Consider the following 16,310-nt stretch of genomic DNA (forward strand, 5'->3'; position numbering starts at 1 on the left):
TCGACCCGGATCGCGAAACGCCGGATCCCGGCGGAGAAGCCGATACGCCATTTTGCCTAGACGTTTGAACGGCATGCCGCGGTTCACCGATTTCCCGATGAACCGCGGCGGACGTGAGATCAGTAGGCGTCGGCACCGATAAGCGTCCGCTCGGGACGGCCGCCCTCCGCGATCCGGATCAGATGGGTCCGGTGGTCCACCACCACCCGCAGCCGGTCCGGGCCGTCCCAGGCGACCTCGCCCAGACCGCTCCAGTCGCCGTTGACGAACGCGACGTCCCAGCGCCGCCGCGCCAGGCCCGTGCCCTCGTCGACGTAGACCCAGTAGAGCGGGTCGATCATCGCGCTGCCCTCGACGACGACCAGCCGGCGGTCCGGACGCCCGGGCGCCGCCTCGTCCCTGGTCGTCTCGCGGTGGTCCGAGAAGAGCCAGAAGGGCACCGAGGCCAGCCCCAACAGCACCGTCACCACGCCGAGCACACTGCGCAGCCAGACCGGCCAGGTGGCGAGGACCAGCGCCGCGAACAGCAGAGGCAGCATCAGCGTGCCGAACAGCAGCGGGTGGTCGAACCACTCCCGCAGCAGCGCCAACCCGCCCGAACGCCGGTTGACCCTCCCCACCACCCCCGCGAGCGCCAGAACGGCCACCCCGCCGAGCACGCCCAGCAGGACCCGCCGCTCCCAGCGCTTCAACTGCGGCTTCACACGCGTGTTCGACATCGGAACACCATAGGGCCCGTCTTCAAGCTCCCGTCGTTCGCCCGGAGGGCGGGCTCGGCGGCGTTCGGGTGCGTGCATCGCAAGGCGGAGGAGGGAGCCACTGCGGTGGGGGCACCTCCCGGCCGAAGGCTGGGGGCCATTGGCGACTGACGACAACGCGGCGTGGGGGTACCTCCCGGCCGAAGGCTGGGGGCGTGCGTGCCCGGGCGTCGCCAAGCAGGCGGGAGCTTGAAGACGGGCCCTAGCGTCATGCCCGGTAACGGAAATCCTGCCGAGTCACACGAGGTCGCAATGTACGCTGCCGCCCATGTGCGCCGCCGAGAGATTGCACACCGACGAACCGGACATCGACGCAGCCCTCGTCCGGCGGCTGCTCGCCGCCCAGTTCCCGCAGTGGACCGGGCTGTCCGTCCAGCGGGTCGCCTCCACCGGGACGGACAACGCGATGTTCCGGCTCGGCTCCGAACTGGCCGTGCGGCTGCCCCGGGTCGGGTGGGCCGCCGAGGGGGTCGGGCGCGAGCGCCACTGGCTGCCCCTCCTCGCGCCCCGGCTGCCCGTCCCCATCCCCGTCCCCCTGGCGCTGGGGAGACCCTCCACGGCCTATCCGTGGGAGTGGTCGGTGGTCAGATGGCTGGAGGGCGACAACCCCGCCGTCGGCACCGTCCCCGCACCCGTCCGACTCGCCCAGGACCTGGCCCGGTTCATCACCGCCCTCCGCGCGGTCGACCCCGCCGACGGCCCGTCGGCCTCCCGCGGCGTCCCGCTCGCCGACCGGGACAACGCCACCCGGGCCGCGCTCACCCGGCTGCCCGGCGTGATCGACACCGCCGCCGCCACCGCCCTCTGGGACGAGGCCCTGCGCCTGCCCGTGCACCCCGGTCCGGCCTCCTGGGTGCACGGCGACCTCTCCCCCGGCAACATCCTGATCGACGGCGAACGCCTCACCGCCGTCATCGACTTCGGCCTGATGGGCGTCGGCGACCCGACGGTCGACCTGATCGTCGCCTGGAACCTGCTCCCCGCCTCCGCCCGCCCCGTCTTCCGCACCGCGCTCGGGACCGACGACGCCGACTGGGCCCGCGGCCGGGCCTGGGCGCTGTCGATCGCGCTGATCCAGCTCCCCTACTACCGCCACAGCAACCCGTCGCTCGCCGCCAACGCGCGCCATGTGATCCGCGAGGTGCTCGCCGACCGCAACAGCCGCCCCCGGCCCGGCCCGCCGCGCCCGGGGCCCCGGATGTGACGGTCGCCCGCTACGGCGCCGACGGTCTCCGCGGCGGGGCGACGCACGCCCAGAAGCGGTTGGTGACGAGCTCGCCCTCGGTCAACTCGTGGCCGCAGGAGGAGGAGAGTTCGCGGACCAGGCGGAACCCGGGGGATCCCTCGGCACCGAGTGCGGACCGCCCTCGGCCGGGCAGTCCGGTGTCGTGCACCTCGATCCGCAGCCCGGAAGGGGCGGAGTGCTCGAACAGCACGTCGATGAGCAGGTGTTCGGGCGTGCGGGGAGTCAGGACGGCGGTGGCGACCAGCTCGGTGACGATCAACTCACCGGCCTCGGCGTAGTGTTCGCCGTCCTTGAGGTCGGAGAGGAACCCCCGGAGGACGATCCGCGCCGCCGTGGCCGAAGTGAGGTGACGGGGCAGCGAGCAGAGCTGGTCGCTGGGCGTGCTGTCAAGGGCTTCGGGCATGGCTGCGCCACCTTCTGGATGCATGGAGGATCCCGCGCGCGGGCACGCCGCTTCGTGCACCACCTAGCTCGGGCGCGTGATCCGCTTCATGATTAAGCATCGGCGGCTCCGGATTCGGTGACGAGGGATCAGCCAGTTCCAAGGAACGTCTTGACACAGGGGGCCTGCTCCATGACGCGCAAGAAGTCCGTGAACCCGAACCTGCGCGCGAGCGCGGGCGCCGTGTTCGGCGCCGTCCTGCGGCGCTTCCGCGACACGAAGGGCATCTCGCAGGGCGAGTTGGCTTCGCTGATCCCCTGCAGCCGCCCGCACATCTCCCGGATCGAGGCCGGCACGCGCACGCCGCAGGAGGACTTCGTCCTCGCAGCGGACAGACTGCTGGACACGGGCGGCCAACTCATGGATCTCTGGAAGGAGATCGACTGGTACGCGCGGGTGGAACACCCGGACTGGTTCCGGCGCTACGCCGGCTTCGAGGAGAAGGCGTCCACGATCTGCGAGTTCCAGATCGCTCACATCTCAGGCCTCATGCAGACCGAGGCGTATGCCCGGGCCCTGCTCGGCTCGGGAGACGCTGCGGGCAATCCCGAGTTGATCGAGGAGCGCGTCGCCTCACGACTCGCACGTCAGCACCGGCTGACCAACGCCGACGCGCCCCTCATCCAGATCATTCACTCAGAGGCTGCCATTCGCACCGAGGTCGGCGGCCCGGGGGTCATGTACCACCAGCTCGGGCATCTGCTGGAGATGATGAAGCTCCCCAACGTTGTGCTTCAGGTCGCACCGTTCAGCCTCGGCGAACGTATCCCGTTCAAGACTTTCGTGGCACTGGTCACCTCGCCCGACGGCAAGACTCTGATCTACTCCGAGAGCCTGGGCCACGGCCACTTCATCGAGGATCCAAGGGAGGTTCAGAAAAGGAAGCGGATCTATGATCTCCTCCAGGCGGATGCGCCGTCCCCCCGGGAGAGCGCCGCCCTGATCCGCAGTGTGAGGGAAGGACTTCTCAACATGTCACCCACCAAGGCCCGCGCACCAAAGACCTCGTGGCGGAAATCCAGCTACAGCGGCAACGACGGCGGCAACTGCATCGAGGTCGCCGACGTCCCCGACCTCGAATGGCGCAAGGCCAGTCACAGCGACAACGACGGCGGGAACTGCATCGAGGTCGCTGAAGCCACCACCGCCCAGCTCGTCCGCGACTCCAAGGACCCCGAGGGCCCCGTCCTCGCCTTCCCCGCCGCCGCGTGGCAGTCCTTCGTCGACGCCGTCCGCACCGACAGCTTCCCCACTCCCGGCTGCTGAGCTCCCCCGGGCCGGTCGCTGCCCCGCAGCGACCGGCCTGACGGTGTCACAGGTTCCCGCGCGCCTCGTCCACCGAGCGCAGGACGGCCTTGGCGTCCGCCGCCCCCGCGAGGGTGGCCGCCTCCTCCAGCAGGCCCCTGGCGTCCTGCGACCGCTCCTCGGCGGCGGCGATGTACGCCAGCCCGACGAGGTTCGCCGCCACGCCCGCGGGGAAGTCCAACTGCCGCCGCAGCCGGACCGATTCCTCCAGCCGCTCGCGCGCCTCACCCAGTCGGCCGGCCATGTGTGCCGCGATGCCCAGGTGGCGCAGGATGTACGACACCACCAGCCGGTCACCGGCCCGCTCCGCCAGCGCGTGCGCCCGCTCCAGGGCGGGCACCGCCCTGTCGTTGTCGCCCCCGACCACCTGGTGGTAGATACCGGTCCAGAGCAGCGCCTCGCCCTCGCCCCGGCCGTCGCCCGACTCGCGGTACAGCCGGGCCGCCTGCTCGAAGAGCTCCAACTCCCTGGCGTCGCCCACCCGCTGCTCCAGGAAGCGGGCGTGGAGCAGCTTGCCCCGCGCCAGCGCCAGGTCCGCCTCCACCGCGTCCAGCTGGCGGTCGGCCACCTCCAGCACGCCGTCCTCGCCGCCGAAGACCGCCCGTTCGTAGAGCAGCCCGGCCTGCTCGATCCGCTCGTCCATGCCCACACCCCCCGATTTGCCGATGATCGCACTCAGTAGGGTGCGATCATGACACGACACATAGCGTTCGAAGGCCTGCACAACTTCCGTGACCTGGGCGGGTATCGGGGTGTCGACGGGCGGACCGTGGAGTGGGGACGGCTCTTCCGGTCCGACTCCCTGGCCAAGCTGGCCGGATCGGACGCCGACCGCCTCCTGGCCCTCGGAGTCCGGACGGTGGTCGATCTCCGCTACCCGTGGGAGATCGCCGCCAAGGGGCGGGTGCCGGAGCTCGGGCTGGAGTACCACAACCTCTCCATCGAGCACCGCCCCTACGACCAGGCCGAGATCGACCCCGAGCTGGACCCGTGGCGCTACCTCGCCGACCGCTTCGCCGAGGTGGCCGAGGACGGGGTCCAGGAGATCCGCCAGGTGCTCGACCTGATCGCCGGCGCCGAGGCGCCGCTGGTCTTCCACTGCGCCTCCGGCAAGGACCGCACCGGGCTGATCGCCGCACTCGTGCTCTCCCTCCTCGGTGTCCACGAGGACGAGATCGCCGCCGACTTCGCCCTCACCGAGCTCGCCACGCCGCGCCTCGTCGCCGACTGGCACGCCGCCAACCCGGGCCGCACCCTGCGCTGGCCGGGCTTCGGCCGCGCCCCCGAGACGGTCATCCGGCTCACCCTCGCCGACCTCGCCGCCGCCCACGGCTCCGTCCGCGGCTACGCCGCCGACCGGCTCGGCGTGGACGACGCCCTGGTGGACGCGCTGCGCGGACGGCTGCTCACCCCGGCGGGCTGACGCCGACCCGGCCGGGCCGGACCGGGCCGGACCCGCCGAGCCGTCGTGAACCGGCCATCCCACCCGCCCGGTCATATGCCACCAGCACTGGCCACCGCCCCCCGCAGCCCGCCCGGCGAGGGGCGGTGGCTCGCCCCGACGCGAGCGGAAACAGCAATCCCCGCCGCCAAACCAGGACAGCATCGACCTCCTCCCGGCCATTTCGGAAATAGACCGGACAACATCAGTCACTATCGGTCGAACAGCCCCGGATTCAACAATCCTGAGGCATCCTCCCGCCGATTGTCCTAAAAGAACGCCCCCGCTACGTTCGTATACGCTAACGTGTATTTCCGGCGGCGAGGACCGGCCGGATCGCCCGCTCGTTTCTTTTTGCCTGCATGACACTCCCCGGGGTGTCACCGAAAAGATCGGACGGATATGCACGCAAAGAACCTCAGGGTCGCCCGCGGCATTCTGGTGGCGACCGCCCTGCTCACGTTCGCCGGGGTGACGCCCGCCCTGGCCGAGGGGTCCTGGAGCTCCCACATCAGCAACTGGGTGCCCGGGTCGGAGTCCCGGCGCTGGCAGGACGCCGACCGCGACGACGTGGCCACCTCGGTGTCCTTCCAGGGCTGCACCACCGGGAACAACGACTTCAAGAACGCCGACGTGGCGCTCTACAAGGACGTCTTCGGTCCGGACAAGTCCTACGGCTCCCGGCTGAACCGGTGCGACACCTCCACCTGGGGCGACCAGAGCGCCGGCGCCTACTACTTCACCCTGGAGGGCGTGCGCTCCGGCGGCACGCTCTGGGTCGACACGGTGAGCACCCGGTACTGACCGGGCCGCACCACCGGCCGCACCACCGACCCGCCGGCGTTCCGGCGGGCACCCCCGCCCGCCGGAACGCCCCGCAGCACCCAGCAGCGCCCAGCAGCGCTCTCCCGCATATTCCCGCTCCCACCCGTTCCCCCCGCATTACTCCCGCACCGCACCAGCCGAGCGAAATGCGCCGACCCCGACATGACCCTTGAATTCCACCAGGTCGACTTCCGGTACTCCAGGAAGTCGAATCTGTTCAGCTCCTTCGAATTGCGGATCGACAGCCCGGCCACCGTGCTGCTCGGCCCCAACGGCGCCGGGAAGTCCACCCTGATGGCGCTCGCCGCCTCCCAGCTGGCGCCCCGCCGGGGCACCGTCTCCTGGCGGGGCCGCGGCCCCGCCGGGCGGGGCGGCCGGGCCGCCTACCGGCGGGCGGTCGCCTGGCTGCCCCAGCAGGTCACCCCCGTCCCCGGGCTCAGCGTGCGCGAGCAGGTCGCGTACTGCGGCTGGCTGAAGGGCATGTCCCGCGCCGCCGCCTGGCACGCCTCCGCCACCGCGCTGGACCGGGTCGGACTCGCCGAGCTCGCCGACCGCGGAAGCCACCAGCTCTCCGGCGGCCAGCTGCGCCGGATGGGCATCGCCGGCTGCCTCGCCCACCACAGCGAGCTGATCCTGATGGACGAGCCGACCGCCGGGCTCGACCCGGCCCAGCGCGGCATGTTCCGCGCCCTGGTCGAGGAGTTGGCGGCCGAGGTGAACCTGATCGTCTCCACCCACCAGACCGAGGACCTCGCCGAGATCTACCGGCAGGTGGTGGTGCTCGACCGGGGCGCGGTCCGGTTCCAGGGCGGCGCCGCGGAGTTCCACGCCCTCGGCACCGGTCGCGCCGACGGAACCGACGGCGCCACCGCGAGCGCCGAGGCCGCGTACGCCCACCTGGTCGAGCGGGAGGTCTGACCGATGCCGCTGCGCACCCTTCTGCGCACCTCCGCCGCGACCCGCGCGCTGCCCCTCGTCCTCGGCTTCGTGCTGGTCGCGCTCGCCGACGACCTCACCGCCTGGGTCACCCCCGCGTACGGGCTCTCGGCCGCCGGGCACGCGAGCTTCGCGCTGCCCTTCGTCTGCGCGGCCTGCGCCGCGACGGGCGCCTGGGAGGGGGCCCGACTGCACCGGGGGCGGGTCTTCGACCGCTCGCCGGTCCGCTCCCCCCTGGCGATCACCGCCCCCGTCCTGCTGCCGGTGGCGGTGCTGGGCGGGCTCGGCATGGCGGCCGCGCTCGGCACCGCCGCGCTGGCCGGCGGCACCGCGTCCGGGGTGCCGCAGCCGGGCGTGCTCGCGGTCTGGGCCGGACTGCTGCTCGCCAACGCACTCGTCGGGTCGATCGTCGGGCGGGTGCTCGCACCGGTGGTCGCCGTGCCGCTGGCACTGGTCGGCAGCTTCGTCCTGAACGCCTACCCGGCCTCCTTCGACGCGTTCTGGCTGCGGCACCTGGTCGGCGGCGGCCTCTCCGACTGCTGCGCGGTGGACCAGGTCCTGGACGGGCGCGCGGTGTGGAGCTCCCTGGCGTTCAGCGGCGCGGTCTGCGCGGCGGCGGCCCTGGTGATCCGGTACCGGGGCGCGGCGGCGGCATCGGCCCTCGCGCTGGCGGTGACGGCGGGCGGGATCGCACTGGCCGGCTCGCTGGCGCAGGGCCTCGGCCCGGCGCCCGTACGCGCCCGGCCCGCCGCGGACCTGGTCTGCGACGACGGCCGCCCGCGGATCTGCCTCTGGCCGGAGCTCGGCGGCACCCGCTCCGGGCTGGTCCGCGAGGAGGCCCGGCGGGTCGTCGGCCAACTGGCGGAGCACGGCGTCCCGGCGCCCGCCGCACTCACCATGGCGGCCGAACCCGGCCCCGGGGAGGCCAAGTTGGGCGTCCCGACCACCGCCCGGCCGCAGGACGTGGCGCCGGGCGTGGTCAGCGGGCTGCTCCCCGCCGCACCCGCGTGCGCCCGCCGCGGCGAGCCCTACCCGGCGGGCGCGGCGGCCGGACCGGTGACGGCCTGGCTCACCGCTCAGGCGGCCCCGGGCCCGGCCGGGGCCGCGACCGGGACGGCGCCCGGGGTGGCGGCTCCGCCCGAGTCCGGTCGGTTCGGGGAACAGGACCTGGCCCTCGCCGAGCAGGTCCTGCGGCTCCCCCGGGAGGCCCAACTCGACTGGTACCGGCGGACGGCGGAGTCCCTGCGGCACTGCGCCACGGACCCCGCCGACCGGCAGGGCCTGCAAGGCCCGCACGGCACGCAGAGCCCGGGCGGTGCCGGATGATCTGGTGGTGCAAGGCCCGCGCCGTCCCGGCCGTCACCGCCGCACTGGTCGGGACGTTCCTCCTCGGACTGCTGGTCGGCGACGGCGAGCTACCGGTACCGGCGCTGCGCGGCCAGGCCGGGCACTTCCTGGTCGCGCACGTGGTCACCCTGCTCCCGGCGGTGGTGCTGCTGCACGGGCTCGGCCGCGGCGACCTGCGTACGGAGCTGGTCGCCGGGCGCTTCCTGCGCGGCCTGGACGTCGCGCTCGCGCTGACCGTCGCGGCGGCGGGCGCGGTCCTGGGCGCCCTCGCCTTCGCGGCCGGGCAGGGCGGGCTGTCCCTCGTCCTCGGCCGCAACACCGCCGGCTACCTCGGCCTGGCCCTGCTGCTGCACCCGCTGCTCGGCCACCGCCCGGCGGCCGCCGCGATCGCCGTCACCCCGCTGCTCTGCTCGGCCGCCGGCTGGCACCCCGACGGCCGCCCCGAACCCTGGGCGTGGCCCCTCCACCCGGCGGACTCCCCGTACGCGCTGGCCGCCGTGGCCCTCACCATTCTCGCCGGCACCGGCTTCGCCCTGCTGCGCCGCCACCCGGCGGTGGAGCTGCGCGTCCTGGCCTGAAGCCCACGGGACCAGCCCCCACCCTGCACGGAACGTCGGACCGGCCGACTTCCTGTGCAGCCCCCGCCCCGGGCGTCAGCGCCGGGGCTTGCCCGACCGGCCGCCCTGCGGCCGGCCCTGCTGCCCGCGCGGCTTCCGGCGCTGCCCCTGGCCCTGGCCCTGGCCCTGGCCCTGCCGGTCGCCCGCGGTGGCCGCGGTGGCCGCGGTGGTCGTCTGCGGCCAGTGGCCCGGGCGGGTGAGCGTGGGCGGCAGCTTGGTCGAGGCGTCGCCGCGGGCCGCGTTGAGCTGCGCCTGGGTGAGGAAGAGCGCCTCGGTGAGGTCGGCACCGGCCAGATTCGCGTCCCGCAGGTCGGCGCCGATCAGGTCGGCCAGCCGGAGGTCCGCACCACTGAGGTCGGCCGCCACCAGCAGCGCGCCGCGCAGGTTGGCACCCCGCAGGTCCGCCCCGCGCAGCCGGGCCCCGAACAGGTCGCCGCCGCGGTGCTCCCGGCGGCGCGGAACGACGGCCCGGACCAGCTCGCCGGCCCGCAGCAGCAGCTCGGCCACCCGCTGCCGGTGGGCCGGGACGTCCACCGCGAGGATCTCGGCCGGGCTGCCCTGGGCGAGCCGCTCGGTCTCCTCCAGCGCCCGGCGCAGCTCGGCGTGGACCGGGCGGGCGGGGGCGAAGGTCAGGGCCTCGGTGAGGTACCAGAGCAGCTCGTGCAGCTGCCGCACCACCGGGAACACCTCGAACATCTGCGGCGCGCTCTGCGGCGCCTCGCGCCAGCTCCGGCCGCCGAAGGTCACCTGCGAGACCCGCTGCCCGGCCCCGAAGCAGTCGTACACCGTGCAGCCCTGGAAGCCGCTGTCCCGCAGCCGCGCGTGGATTCCGCAGCCGAAGTCGGCCTGCAGGTTGCGACAGGGCGTCCCGGCGGCCTTGTCGACCGCGAAGTCGGCGCCGGCCGCGAACGGCAGCGCGGCGCAGCACAGCCCGAAGCAGCTCCCGCAGTCGGCCCGCAGGGCGGCCCCGCCATCGGGGGTGTCCCCGGTGTCGTCCTGCTGCGTCTGGGTCTCGGCCACGGCGTGCGGTCCTCCATGTGTGGGCACCGCTGCGCGGCGCGTCGAACCGGCCAAGCCTACTCCGGCCGCGCTCCGGCCCCCGCCCTGCGGCCCGGCGCCCTCGGTACGCCCACGAACAGGAGGTATGCAACCGATCCCCGCCTGAAGCCGCCCATGCAGGGCGACGGCCCGGCCCACGCCCGCCCGGCCGGAAGGCACGGTTCCACGAGGGCTGAGCAGCAGCCATGCCGAACGCCAATGACCGTGGAATGAAAGGGAACTGACGTTGACTCATTTACCGTGCACGCAGCACCACCGGCCGGGATAGGTTCCTCACAGAGCCGGAGGCCGTGCGGGGCCTGCCTGCTCCTTCCACGAATCAATCGACCCTGCAGGAGTCTTCGCGTGAAGAACCTCACCAAGCGGATCGCCGCAGTCGGGGCGGCCACCATCGTCGCCGCCGGCCTGACCTTCGCGGTCAGCCCGTCCGCCTCCGCCGCGGACCAGAGCAAGGCGCTGGTCCTCAGCACCCCGGACTGGTACCCGAACGACTACGTGAGCCTGTCGTCGAACTGGGTGCACCTGAAGTTCCAGTCCGACGGCAACCTGGTCCTCTACCGCAACTGGGACGGCGCGGTCCTGTGGGCCAGTGGCACCTCGGGCTGGGGGCTCACCCGCCTGAGCTGGTCCGCGACCGGCTACATCAAGCTGTACAAGGGCAACGCCCTCGCCTGCACCATCGGGGACGTCGCCGCGCCGGGCGGCCGGGTCGCGGTCCAGGACGACGGCAACCTCGTCATCTACAAGTCCAACGGTGCCGCCGTCTGGGACACCGGCACCTGGAACAACCAGGTGTCCGCCCTCAACAACTGGTGCGTCTGACGGCCCCGGGGGATCCGCGGTCCCGGGTGAACCGGTGAGCGGGCTGCCGGGCGCGCACCTCGCGCCCGGCAGCCCGCTCAGTCCGCTCAGTCCGCTCAGTCCGCTCAGTCCGCTCAACCCTCGCAGTCCGCTCAGCCCTCGCAGGCGGCCCGGTCAGCCCTCGTACGGGAGGAGCTCGGCGCGCTTCGGGGGCCGGCCGTCGCCGGAGGAGCGGCCGGTGATCCGGCGGCCGATCCAGGGGCCGAGGTGGGTGCCCAGCCAGCGGGCGTCGGCGGCCAGCCGGGCCCCGCGGCCGGCCGGGGCGGCGGCGGGCAGCGGGGCGCGCCAGTCGAAGGAGGCGGGGTGGCCGAGGGCCTCCAGGACGGCCTCGGCGACCCTGCGGTGCCCCTCGGGCGACAGGTGCAGGCGGTCCTCGGCCCAGAGCCGGCGGTCGTCGAAGCAGGGCGCGGAGAACAGGTCGACCACGGCGATGCCCGGGTCGCGGCCCAGCTCGTGGACGAAGCCCTTCATCCGCAGGATGGCCGGGAGCAGCCGGGCGCTGCCCGCCATCCGGCGGGTCGGGTCGGTGCTGGTGAACATCACGACGGTGGCGCCGGTGGCGCGCAGCGCGGTGGCGGAGCGGCCGAGCAGGTCCTCGACCTGCTCGATGTCGCAGCGCGGCCGCAGCACGTCGTTGAGGCCGCCGGCCAGGGTGACCAGGTCCGGGCGCATCGCGGTGGCGGCGGGGAGCTGCTCGTCGTGGATCTGTCCGATGAGCTTGCCGCGCACGGCGAGGTTCGCGTACCGGAAGCCCCCGGCCGGCTGCTCGGCCGCGAGCCGGGCGGCGACCCGGTCGGCCCAGCCCCGGTAGTGCCCGTCGGGGAGCAGGTCGTCGCACATGCCCTCGGTGAAGGAGTCCCCGACGGCGACGTAACTGGCGTACACGGCGGGCCCGGTGGGTGCGGCGGGCCCGGTGCGCGAGGTGTGAGCGGTGTTCTCCATGGCCCGACGATCGTACGCGCCCCGACGGCGGACGCCCGGTCCGGCCCCCGTCTCCGACGCGGCGCCCGCGGTCGGATCAACGGCGCCGCTCATCGGGCGCCGATCCGCCGTTTAGGTCGGTCCGCCACCGTGGGCGGTACGTCTCGCCGGGCCGGTGGCCGGCCGCGGCGGCCGACCGCGGGGGTGCCGGTCGCCGCAGACCCTACGGTCGGCCACCGGCCCGGCGGACCTCTGCCACGGACCTCAGGTCACGGCGACCGCGTCCGGCGCGGTGGGCTCCGTGAACCAGTGCTCCCGGACGGCGTCCGTCGGCCGCTGCTCGCCGAGCGCGTCGAGGCCCCACGCGCCCAGCGCGTCGACGACCCCGCGGAGCGTCAGGCCCCGCTCGGTGAGCTCGTAGACGGTGGCGTTGGCGGGCCGCTCCAGTCGGCGGCGGAGCACCAGGCCCTCGCCCTCCAGCTGCTTGAGGCGCGCGGCGAGGATGTCGGTGGAGACGCCGGGCAGGTCGGCGTGCAGGTCGGTGTAGCGGCGCGGGCCGGCCAGGAGTTCACGGACGATCAGGAGACTCCAGCGCTCCCCCACCGCGTCCAGGGCGCGGGCGACGGCGCAGTACTGGTCGTAGCTTCGGCGTGACATGTGGATCAGCATAGCCAAAAGGTTGGACTTTCCAAGTGCTTACTTGGTAGAACAAAGCAACCAGGACGGCGCGGCCCGCGCGTACGGCAATGGCGGGTGACGGTTGATGGTCGGGAGGCCGCAGTGGAGTTTCGGCAGTCCAGCAAGCTGACGGGCGTGTGCTACGAGATCCGCGGCCCGGTGGTCGACCGGGCGAACGCACTGGAGGAGGCCGGGCACAGCGTGCTGCGGCTGAACACCGGCAACCCGGCCACGTTCGGCTTCGAGGCGCCGGAAGAGATCATCCAGGACATCATCCGCAACCTGCCGAACGCGCACGGCTACAGCGACTCGCGGGGCATCCTGCCGGCCCGCCGCGCCGTCGTGCAGTACTACCAGCAGCGCGGCGTCACCGGGGTCGGCGTCAACGACGTCTACCTCGGCAACGGCGTCTCCGAGCTGATCCAGATGGCCGTCACCGCCCTGGTCGACGACGGCGACGAGGTCCTCGTCCCGATGCCGGACTACCCGCTCTGGACGGCCGTGGTCCGGCTGGCCGGCGGCAAGGCCGTGCACTACGCCTGCGACGAGGAGGCGGAGTGGTATCCCGACCTCGACGACATCGCCGCCAAGATCACCGCCCGCACCAAGGCCATCGTGGTGATCAACCCCAACAACCCGACCGGCGCGGTCTACCCCAAGGAGCTGCTGGAGGGCATCCTCGACCTGGCCCGCCGGCACCACCTGATGGTCCTGGCCGACGAGATCTACGACAAGATCCTCTACGACGGCACCGAGCACCACTGCCTGGCCGCGCTCGCCGACGACGTGCTCACCCTCACCTTCAACGGCCTGTCCAAGTCCTACCGGGTGGCCGGCTTCCGCAGCGGCTGGCTGGTCGTCTCCGGGCCCAGGCAGCACGCCGCCGACTACCTGGAGGGCCTGACCATGCTCTCCGGCATGCGACTGTGCCCCAACGTGCCCGCCCAGTACGCCGTCCAGGCCGCGCTCGGCGGGCACCAGTCGATCAACGACCTCGTCCTGCCCACCGGGCGGCTCGCCGAACAGCGGGACGTCGCCCACAAGGCGCTCAACGAGATCCCCGGCGTCAGCTGCGTCAAGCCCAAGGGCGCCCTGTACGCCTTCGCCAGGCTCGACCCGGCGGTGCACAGGATCGTCGACGACGAGCAGTTCGTGCTGGACCTGCTGCTCCGCGAGAAGATCCACGTCGTCCAGGGCACCGGCTTCAACTGGCCGCGCCCGGACCACTTCCGCTTCGTCACCCTCCCCCGGGCCGACGACCTGGAGACGGCGATCAACCGGATCGGGCGCTTCCTCGCCACCTACCGCCAGGTCTGACGCCGCAGGGGCCCCGGGGTACTGCCCCGGGGCCCCTGCGGCTGGACGGGATCGCCGTGCGCGCTACTTGACGCCGGCCGCCGCGCAGGCGTCCGCGTACTGCGGCGTGCAGATCTCGGCCGCCTTGTACAGACCGCCGCCGACCACCGTGACCTGCACCTTCGCCTTGGTCACCACGATCGGGGTGAGCAGCAGCGAGGGGATCCGCAGCCCGTTGCTGTCGACCGCCGCACCGGCCGCCGCACTGATGTCCATGCCCTTCAGCAGCTGGACGGCGATGCTCCCCGCGGCATCCGCCTCGGGCTTGTACGGCTTGTAGATGGTGTAGGCCTGCTCGCCCGTGAGCACCCGGCGCACCGCGTCGATCGAGGCGTCCTGCCCGCCGACCGGGACGTTCCTGATCCCGGCCGCCTTCAGCGCCTCGATGACGGAGGCGGCCATGCCGTCGTTGGCCGCGTACACGGCCTGGATGCCGTCCTTGCCGAGGTTGCGGATGGCCTCGTTCGTCTTCACCATCGCCACCTCCGGCTTCCACTCGCCGGACTGCTCGTAGGCGATCGACTTGACCCGGCCGTCGAGCGCCCGGTGCGCACCGGCCTTGAACATCGCCGCGTTGGGGTCGGACTCGGCGCCGTTGATCATCACCACCTGCGCGGCGGCCGCCTTCGGGCCGAGCGCCTCCAGCAGGGCCTGGCCCTGGATCTCACCGGTGCGCTGGTTGTCGAAGGAGATGTACGCGGCGACGTTGCCCTCGGCCAGCCGGTCGTAGGCGATGACCTTCGCCCCCTTGGCGGTGGCGGCCTCGACCCAGGACGAGGTGATCTTGGCGTTCACCGGGTCGAGCATGATCACCTTGACGCCCTTGGCCAGCAGGTCGTCGAACTGCCGCTTCTGGGTGCCCTCGTTGCCGTCCGCGTTGGCGTAGTCGACGACGCACGTGGTGCAGAGCGAGAGCACCGTGGACTCGATCAGCGGCTTGTCGAAGGCCTCGTACCGGGTGGAGGAGGTCTTCTCCGGGAGCAGCAGACCGATGGTCGTGCTCCCCACACCGCTCGGCCGGGCCGCTCCGTCGCTCTGGCCGCAGGCTGCGAGGGCGAAGGCCAGCGCCACGGCGGCCGTGCCCGCTGCCGCACGACGGGTCACTCTGTTCATGGTGGGTGGTGCCTCCTGACTGCGCCGCGTCGTCGCGGCAGAGGACGGAGTCAATCCGCGACCGGCGATTCCGTCAATAACTGAAGGCGAAACTCACCATCGACTGCTTGATTCGTTATGAAGTGAAGAATCTGCACACATTCCCGCACGACAGTCGTGAAGCCGCTTCGTCTCAGCGCCAACTCTTCAACAGGAAACGGGTTTCCGCCTCGGCGCCCCACCGCGGCCCACCCCACCGCACAGTGCCCCGCGGCCCGATCCGCTCCGATCCGGGTCCGATGCCGGTCCGGCCCCGGTCCCGGGGTGCGTCGTAGGCTGGTCCGCCATGACCGCCCTTCGCTCCGCCGCCCTGTTCGCCCTCGCCGCGCTCGCCGAGATCGGCGGCTGCTGGCTGATCTGGCAGAGCGTGCGCGAGTCGCGGCCCTGGTGGCTGGCCGGGGTCGGGGTCCTCGTGCTCGGCGGCTACGGCTTCGTCGCCGCCCTCCAGCCGGACAGTCACTTCGGCCGGGTGCTGGCCGCGTACGGCGGCGTGTTCGTGGCCGGTTCGCTGCTCTGGGGCATGGCGGTCGACGGCTTCCGGCCCACCCGGTACGACGTGCTGGGCGCGCTGGTCTGCCTGGCCGGCGTGGCCGTGATCATGGCGGGACCGCGCCGCTAGTGCCGCGTCAGGCAACCTTCGCCCCGTCGCGACGCCCGGCACGCACTCTCGCCGCACCGGCCGAAAGCCCAAGTACGTCCAGTACGAGGACTTCCGGCCGGCACGCCGATAGCACGCACCGGACGCCGCTCCTTGACGGGCAAAAGTTGCCTGACGCGGCACTAGTGCCGGGCCCGGACGTACAGTGGCCGCGACCGCGCCGCCGCACGCGAAGGACGACTCCACGATGGCCAAATCCCCCGAGGTGGGCGCTCCCGCCCCCGAGTTCACCCTTCCCGGCCTGCTGCTCGACGAGCAGACCGGCACCGCCGAACGCCGCGAGTACCGGCTCGCCGAGACCAAGGGCAACCCGCTCGTCCTGGTCTTCTACCCCGGTGACGACACCCCCGTCTGCACCAAGCAGCTCTGCTCGTACAGCTCCGACCTGGACCGCTTCCGCGGCCTCGGCGCCACCGTGTGGGGCATCAGCCCGCAGGGCCTGGACAGCCACGAGCAGTTCGCCCGCAAGCACCGCCTGAACTTCCCGCTGCTCGCCGACCCGGACCGGACCGTCGTCCGCGCCTACGGGATCGCCGTACCCGGGCTCGGACTGCGCCGCTCGGTGTTCGTCCTGGACGGCGACGGCACGGTCCGCTGGAAGCACGTCGCCCTCACCGGGCTGACGTTCCAGCACAGCGACACCCTCGCGGAGCAGCTGGCCGCGCTCTGAACCGCCGACGGGCGGGCCGCCCGGGTCTCCCCGGCCGG

General features: G+C 72.9%; 16 protein-coding genes and 2 pseudogenes. 11 read left to right on the forward strand and 7 right to left on the reverse strand.

The window, feature by feature from the left end; genetic code table 11:
* Positions 1-119: 119 nt before the first annotated feature.
* Positions 120-719 (reverse strand): hypothetical protein, encoded by a 600-nt coding sequence (locus ACFVVX_RS22280; RefSeq protein WP_387948156.1) that lies wholly within the window; start codon positions 717-719, stop codon positions 120-122.
* Between the two features lie 307 nt (positions 720-1,026).
* On the opposite strand from ACFVVX_RS22280, the gene ACFVVX_RS22285 reads away from it, so the two are divergent.
* Positions 1,027-1,962: an aminoglycoside phosphotransferase family protein gene (locus ACFVVX_RS22285; protein WP_387948158.1), complete on the forward strand. Its 936-nt coding sequence runs from the start codon at positions 1,027-1,029 to the stop codon at positions 1,960-1,962.
* A gap of 10 nt (positions 1,963-1,972) precedes the next feature.
* Here ACFVVX_RS22285 and ACFVVX_RS22290 read toward each other — a convergent pair whose 3' ends face one another.
* Positions 1,973-2,407 (reverse strand): hypothetical protein, encoded by a 435-nt coding sequence (locus ACFVVX_RS22290; RefSeq protein WP_387948160.1) that lies wholly within the window; start codon positions 2,405-2,407, stop codon positions 1,973-1,975.
* Between the two features lie 171 nt (positions 2,408-2,578).
* Between ACFVVX_RS22290 and ACFVVX_RS22295 the strand changes: the two genes are divergently transcribed.
* On the forward strand, positions 2,579-3,712 hold the full coding sequence (locus ACFVVX_RS22295; RefSeq protein ID WP_387948162.1) for a Scr1 family TA system antitoxin-like transcriptional regulator: 1,134 nt from the start codon (positions 2,579-2,581) through the stop codon (positions 3,710-3,712).
* 46 nt (positions 3,713-3,758) lie between these two features.
* Here the strand turns inward: ACFVVX_RS22295 and ACFVVX_RS22300 are convergent, their stop codons facing one another.
* Entirely contained in the window at positions 3,759-4,394 is a 636-nt protein-coding gene (locus ACFVVX_RS22300) for a tetratricopeptide repeat protein (RefSeq protein ID WP_387948164.1), read from the reverse strand.
* Between the two features lie 48 nt (positions 4,395-4,442).
* Between ACFVVX_RS22300 and ACFVVX_RS22305 the strand changes: the two genes are divergently transcribed.
* The 5 genes from ACFVVX_RS22305 to ACFVVX_RS22325 all read left to right on the forward strand — a co-directional run bounded on the left by ACFVVX_RS22305 (position 4,443) and on the right by ACFVVX_RS22325 (position 8,878).
* The gene (locus ACFVVX_RS22305) at positions 4,443-5,174 is read left to right on the forward strand and encodes a tyrosine-protein phosphatase (protein WP_387948166.1); all 732 of its coding nucleotides are present in this window, start codon (positions 4,443-4,445) and stop codon (positions 5,172-5,174) included.
* A 420-nt stretch (positions 5,175-5,594) separates the two neighbouring features.
* Positions 5,595-5,996 (forward strand): hypothetical protein, encoded by a 402-nt coding sequence (locus tag ACFVVX_RS22310; RefSeq protein WP_387948168.1) that lies wholly within the window; start codon positions 5,595-5,597, stop codon positions 5,994-5,996.
* 183 nt (positions 5,997-6,179) lie between these two features.
* Positions 6,180-6,935, forward strand: coding sequence for an ATP-binding cassette domain-containing protein (locus ACFVVX_RS22315; protein ID WP_387948170.1), 756 nt, complete (start codon positions 6,180-6,182; stop codon positions 6,933-6,935).
* Between the two features lie 3 nt (positions 6,936-6,938).
* A complete protein-coding gene (locus ACFVVX_RS22320) occupies positions 6,939-8,279 on the forward strand; it encodes a hypothetical protein (RefSeq protein WP_387948172.1) in 1,341 nt (446 codons plus the stop codon).
* Positions 8,276-8,878, forward strand: a complete 603-nt coding sequence (locus tag ACFVVX_RS22325; protein WP_387948174.1) for a hypothetical protein — start codon at positions 8,276-8,278, stop codon at positions 8,876-8,878. Before ACFVVX_RS22320 ends, ACFVVX_RS22325 begins: the two co-directional genes overlap by 4 nt.
* Positions 8,879-9,097: 219 nt before the next feature.
* On the opposite strand, the pseudogene ACFVVX_RS22330 reads toward ACFVVX_RS22325, so the two are convergent.
* Positions 9,098-9,937 (reverse strand): annotated as a pseudogene (locus ACFVVX_RS22330) (pentapeptide repeat-containing protein); the annotation flags it as partial.
* A 384-nt stretch (positions 9,938-10,321) separates the two neighbouring features.
* Here ACFVVX_RS22330 and ACFVVX_RS22335 point away from each other — a divergent pair.
* Positions 10,322-10,798: a hypothetical protein gene (locus ACFVVX_RS22335; protein WP_387948176.1), complete on the forward strand. Its 477-nt coding sequence runs from the start codon at positions 10,322-10,324 to the stop codon at positions 10,796-10,798.
* A 153-nt stretch (positions 10,799-10,951) separates the two neighbouring features.
* Here the strand turns inward: ACFVVX_RS22335 and ACFVVX_RS22340 are convergent, their stop codons facing one another.
* Together ACFVVX_RS22340 and ACFVVX_RS22345 are read right to left on the reverse strand one after the other, a co-directional pair.
* Positions 10,952-11,779 (reverse strand): SGNH/GDSL hydrolase family protein, encoded by an 828-nt coding sequence (locus ACFVVX_RS22340; protein ID WP_387948178.1) that lies wholly within the window; start codon positions 11,777-11,779, stop codon positions 10,952-10,954.
* A gap of 273 nt (positions 11,780-12,052) precedes the next feature.
* Positions 12,053-12,415 (reverse strand): annotated as a pseudogene (locus tag ACFVVX_RS22345) (winged helix-turn-helix transcriptional regulator); the annotation flags it as partial.
* A 123-nt stretch (positions 12,416-12,538) separates the two neighbouring features.
* Here ACFVVX_RS22345 and ACFVVX_RS22350 point away from each other — a divergent pair.
* Positions 12,539-13,753, forward strand: a complete 1,215-nt coding sequence (locus ACFVVX_RS22350; RefSeq protein ID WP_387948180.1) for a pyridoxal phosphate-dependent aminotransferase — start codon at positions 12,539-12,541, stop codon at positions 13,751-13,753.
* A gap of 63 nt (positions 13,754-13,816) precedes the next feature.
* Here ACFVVX_RS22350 and ACFVVX_RS22355 read toward each other — a convergent pair whose 3' ends face one another.
* A complete protein-coding gene (locus ACFVVX_RS22355; RefSeq protein WP_387948182.1) occupies positions 13,817-14,905 on the reverse strand; it encodes a sugar ABC transporter substrate-binding protein in 1,089 nt (362 codons plus the stop codon).
* Between the two features lie 325 nt (positions 14,906-15,230).
* Here ACFVVX_RS22355 and ACFVVX_RS22360 point away from each other — a divergent pair, with 325 nt between their 5' ends.
* Positions 15,231-15,563 (forward strand): YnfA family protein, encoded by a 333-nt coding sequence (locus ACFVVX_RS22360; RefSeq protein ID WP_387948184.1) that lies wholly within the window; start codon positions 15,231-15,233, stop codon positions 15,561-15,563.
* A 226-nt stretch (positions 15,564-15,789) separates the two neighbouring features.
* Complete coding sequence (locus ACFVVX_RS22365; protein WP_387948186.1) at positions 15,790-16,272, forward strand: peroxiredoxin; 483 nt, start codon at positions 15,790-15,792, stop codon at positions 16,270-16,272.
* Positions 16,273-16,310: the final 38 nt, after the last annotated feature.

The sequence above is a fragment of the Kitasatospora sp. NPDC058170 genome, assembly GCF_042883905.1.
In the GTDB taxonomy this organism is placed as follows: Bacteria; Actinomycetota; Actinomycetes; order Streptomycetales; family Streptomycetaceae; genus Kitasatospora.

Excerpts from the sequence above, each read along its gene's own strand:
- ACFVVX_RS22280 (WP_387948156.1), bottom strand. The coding sequence starts at position 719 with ATGTCGAACACGCGTGTGAAGCCGCAGTTGAAGCGCTGGGAGCGGCGG.
- ACFVVX_RS22285 (WP_387948158.1), top strand. The coding sequence starts at position 1,027 with ATGTGCGCCGCCGAGAGATTGCACACCGACGAACCGGACATCGACGCA.
- ACFVVX_RS22290 (WP_387948160.1), bottom strand. The coding sequence starts at position 2,407 with ATGCCCGAAGCCCTTGACAGCACGCCCAGCGACCAGCTCTGCTCGCTG.
- ACFVVX_RS22295 (WP_387948162.1), top strand. The coding sequence starts at position 2,579 with ATGACGCGCAAGAAGTCCGTGAACCCGAACCTGCGCGCGAGCGCGGGC.
- ACFVVX_RS22300 (WP_387948164.1), bottom strand. The coding sequence starts at position 4,394 with ATGGACGAGCGGATCGAGCAGGCCGGGCTGCTCTACGAACGGGCGGTC.
- ACFVVX_RS22305 (WP_387948166.1), top strand. The coding sequence starts at position 4,443 with ATGACACGACACATAGCGTTCGAAGGCCTGCACAACTTCCGTGACCTG.
- ACFVVX_RS22310 (WP_387948168.1), top strand. The coding sequence starts at position 5,595 with ATGCACGCAAAGAACCTCAGGGTCGCCCGCGGCATTCTGGTGGCGACC.
- ACFVVX_RS22315 (WP_387948170.1), top strand. The coding sequence starts at position 6,180 with ATGACCCTTGAATTCCACCAGGTCGACTTCCGGTACTCCAGGAAGTCG.
- ACFVVX_RS22320 (WP_387948172.1), top strand. The coding sequence starts at position 6,939 with ATGCCGCTGCGCACCCTTCTGCGCACCTCCGCCGCGACCCGCGCGCTG.
- ACFVVX_RS22325 (WP_387948174.1), top strand. The coding sequence starts at position 8,276 with ATGATCTGGTGGTGCAAGGCCCGCGCCGTCCCGGCCGTCACCGCCGCA.
- ACFVVX_RS22340 (WP_387948178.1), bottom strand. The coding sequence starts at position 11,779 with ATGGAGAACACCGCTCACACCTCGCGCACCGGGCCCGCCGCACCCACC.
- ACFVVX_RS22355 (WP_387948182.1), bottom strand. The coding sequence starts at position 14,905 with ATGAACAGAGTGACCCGTCGTGCGGCAGCGGGCACGGCCGCCGTGGCG.
- ACFVVX_RS22360 (WP_387948184.1), top strand. The coding sequence starts at position 15,231 with ATGACCGCCCTTCGCTCCGCCGCCCTGTTCGCCCTCGCCGCGCTCGCC.
- ACFVVX_RS22365 (WP_387948186.1), top strand. The coding sequence starts at position 15,790 with ATGGCCAAATCCCCCGAGGTGGGCGCTCCCGCCCCCGAGTTCACCCTT.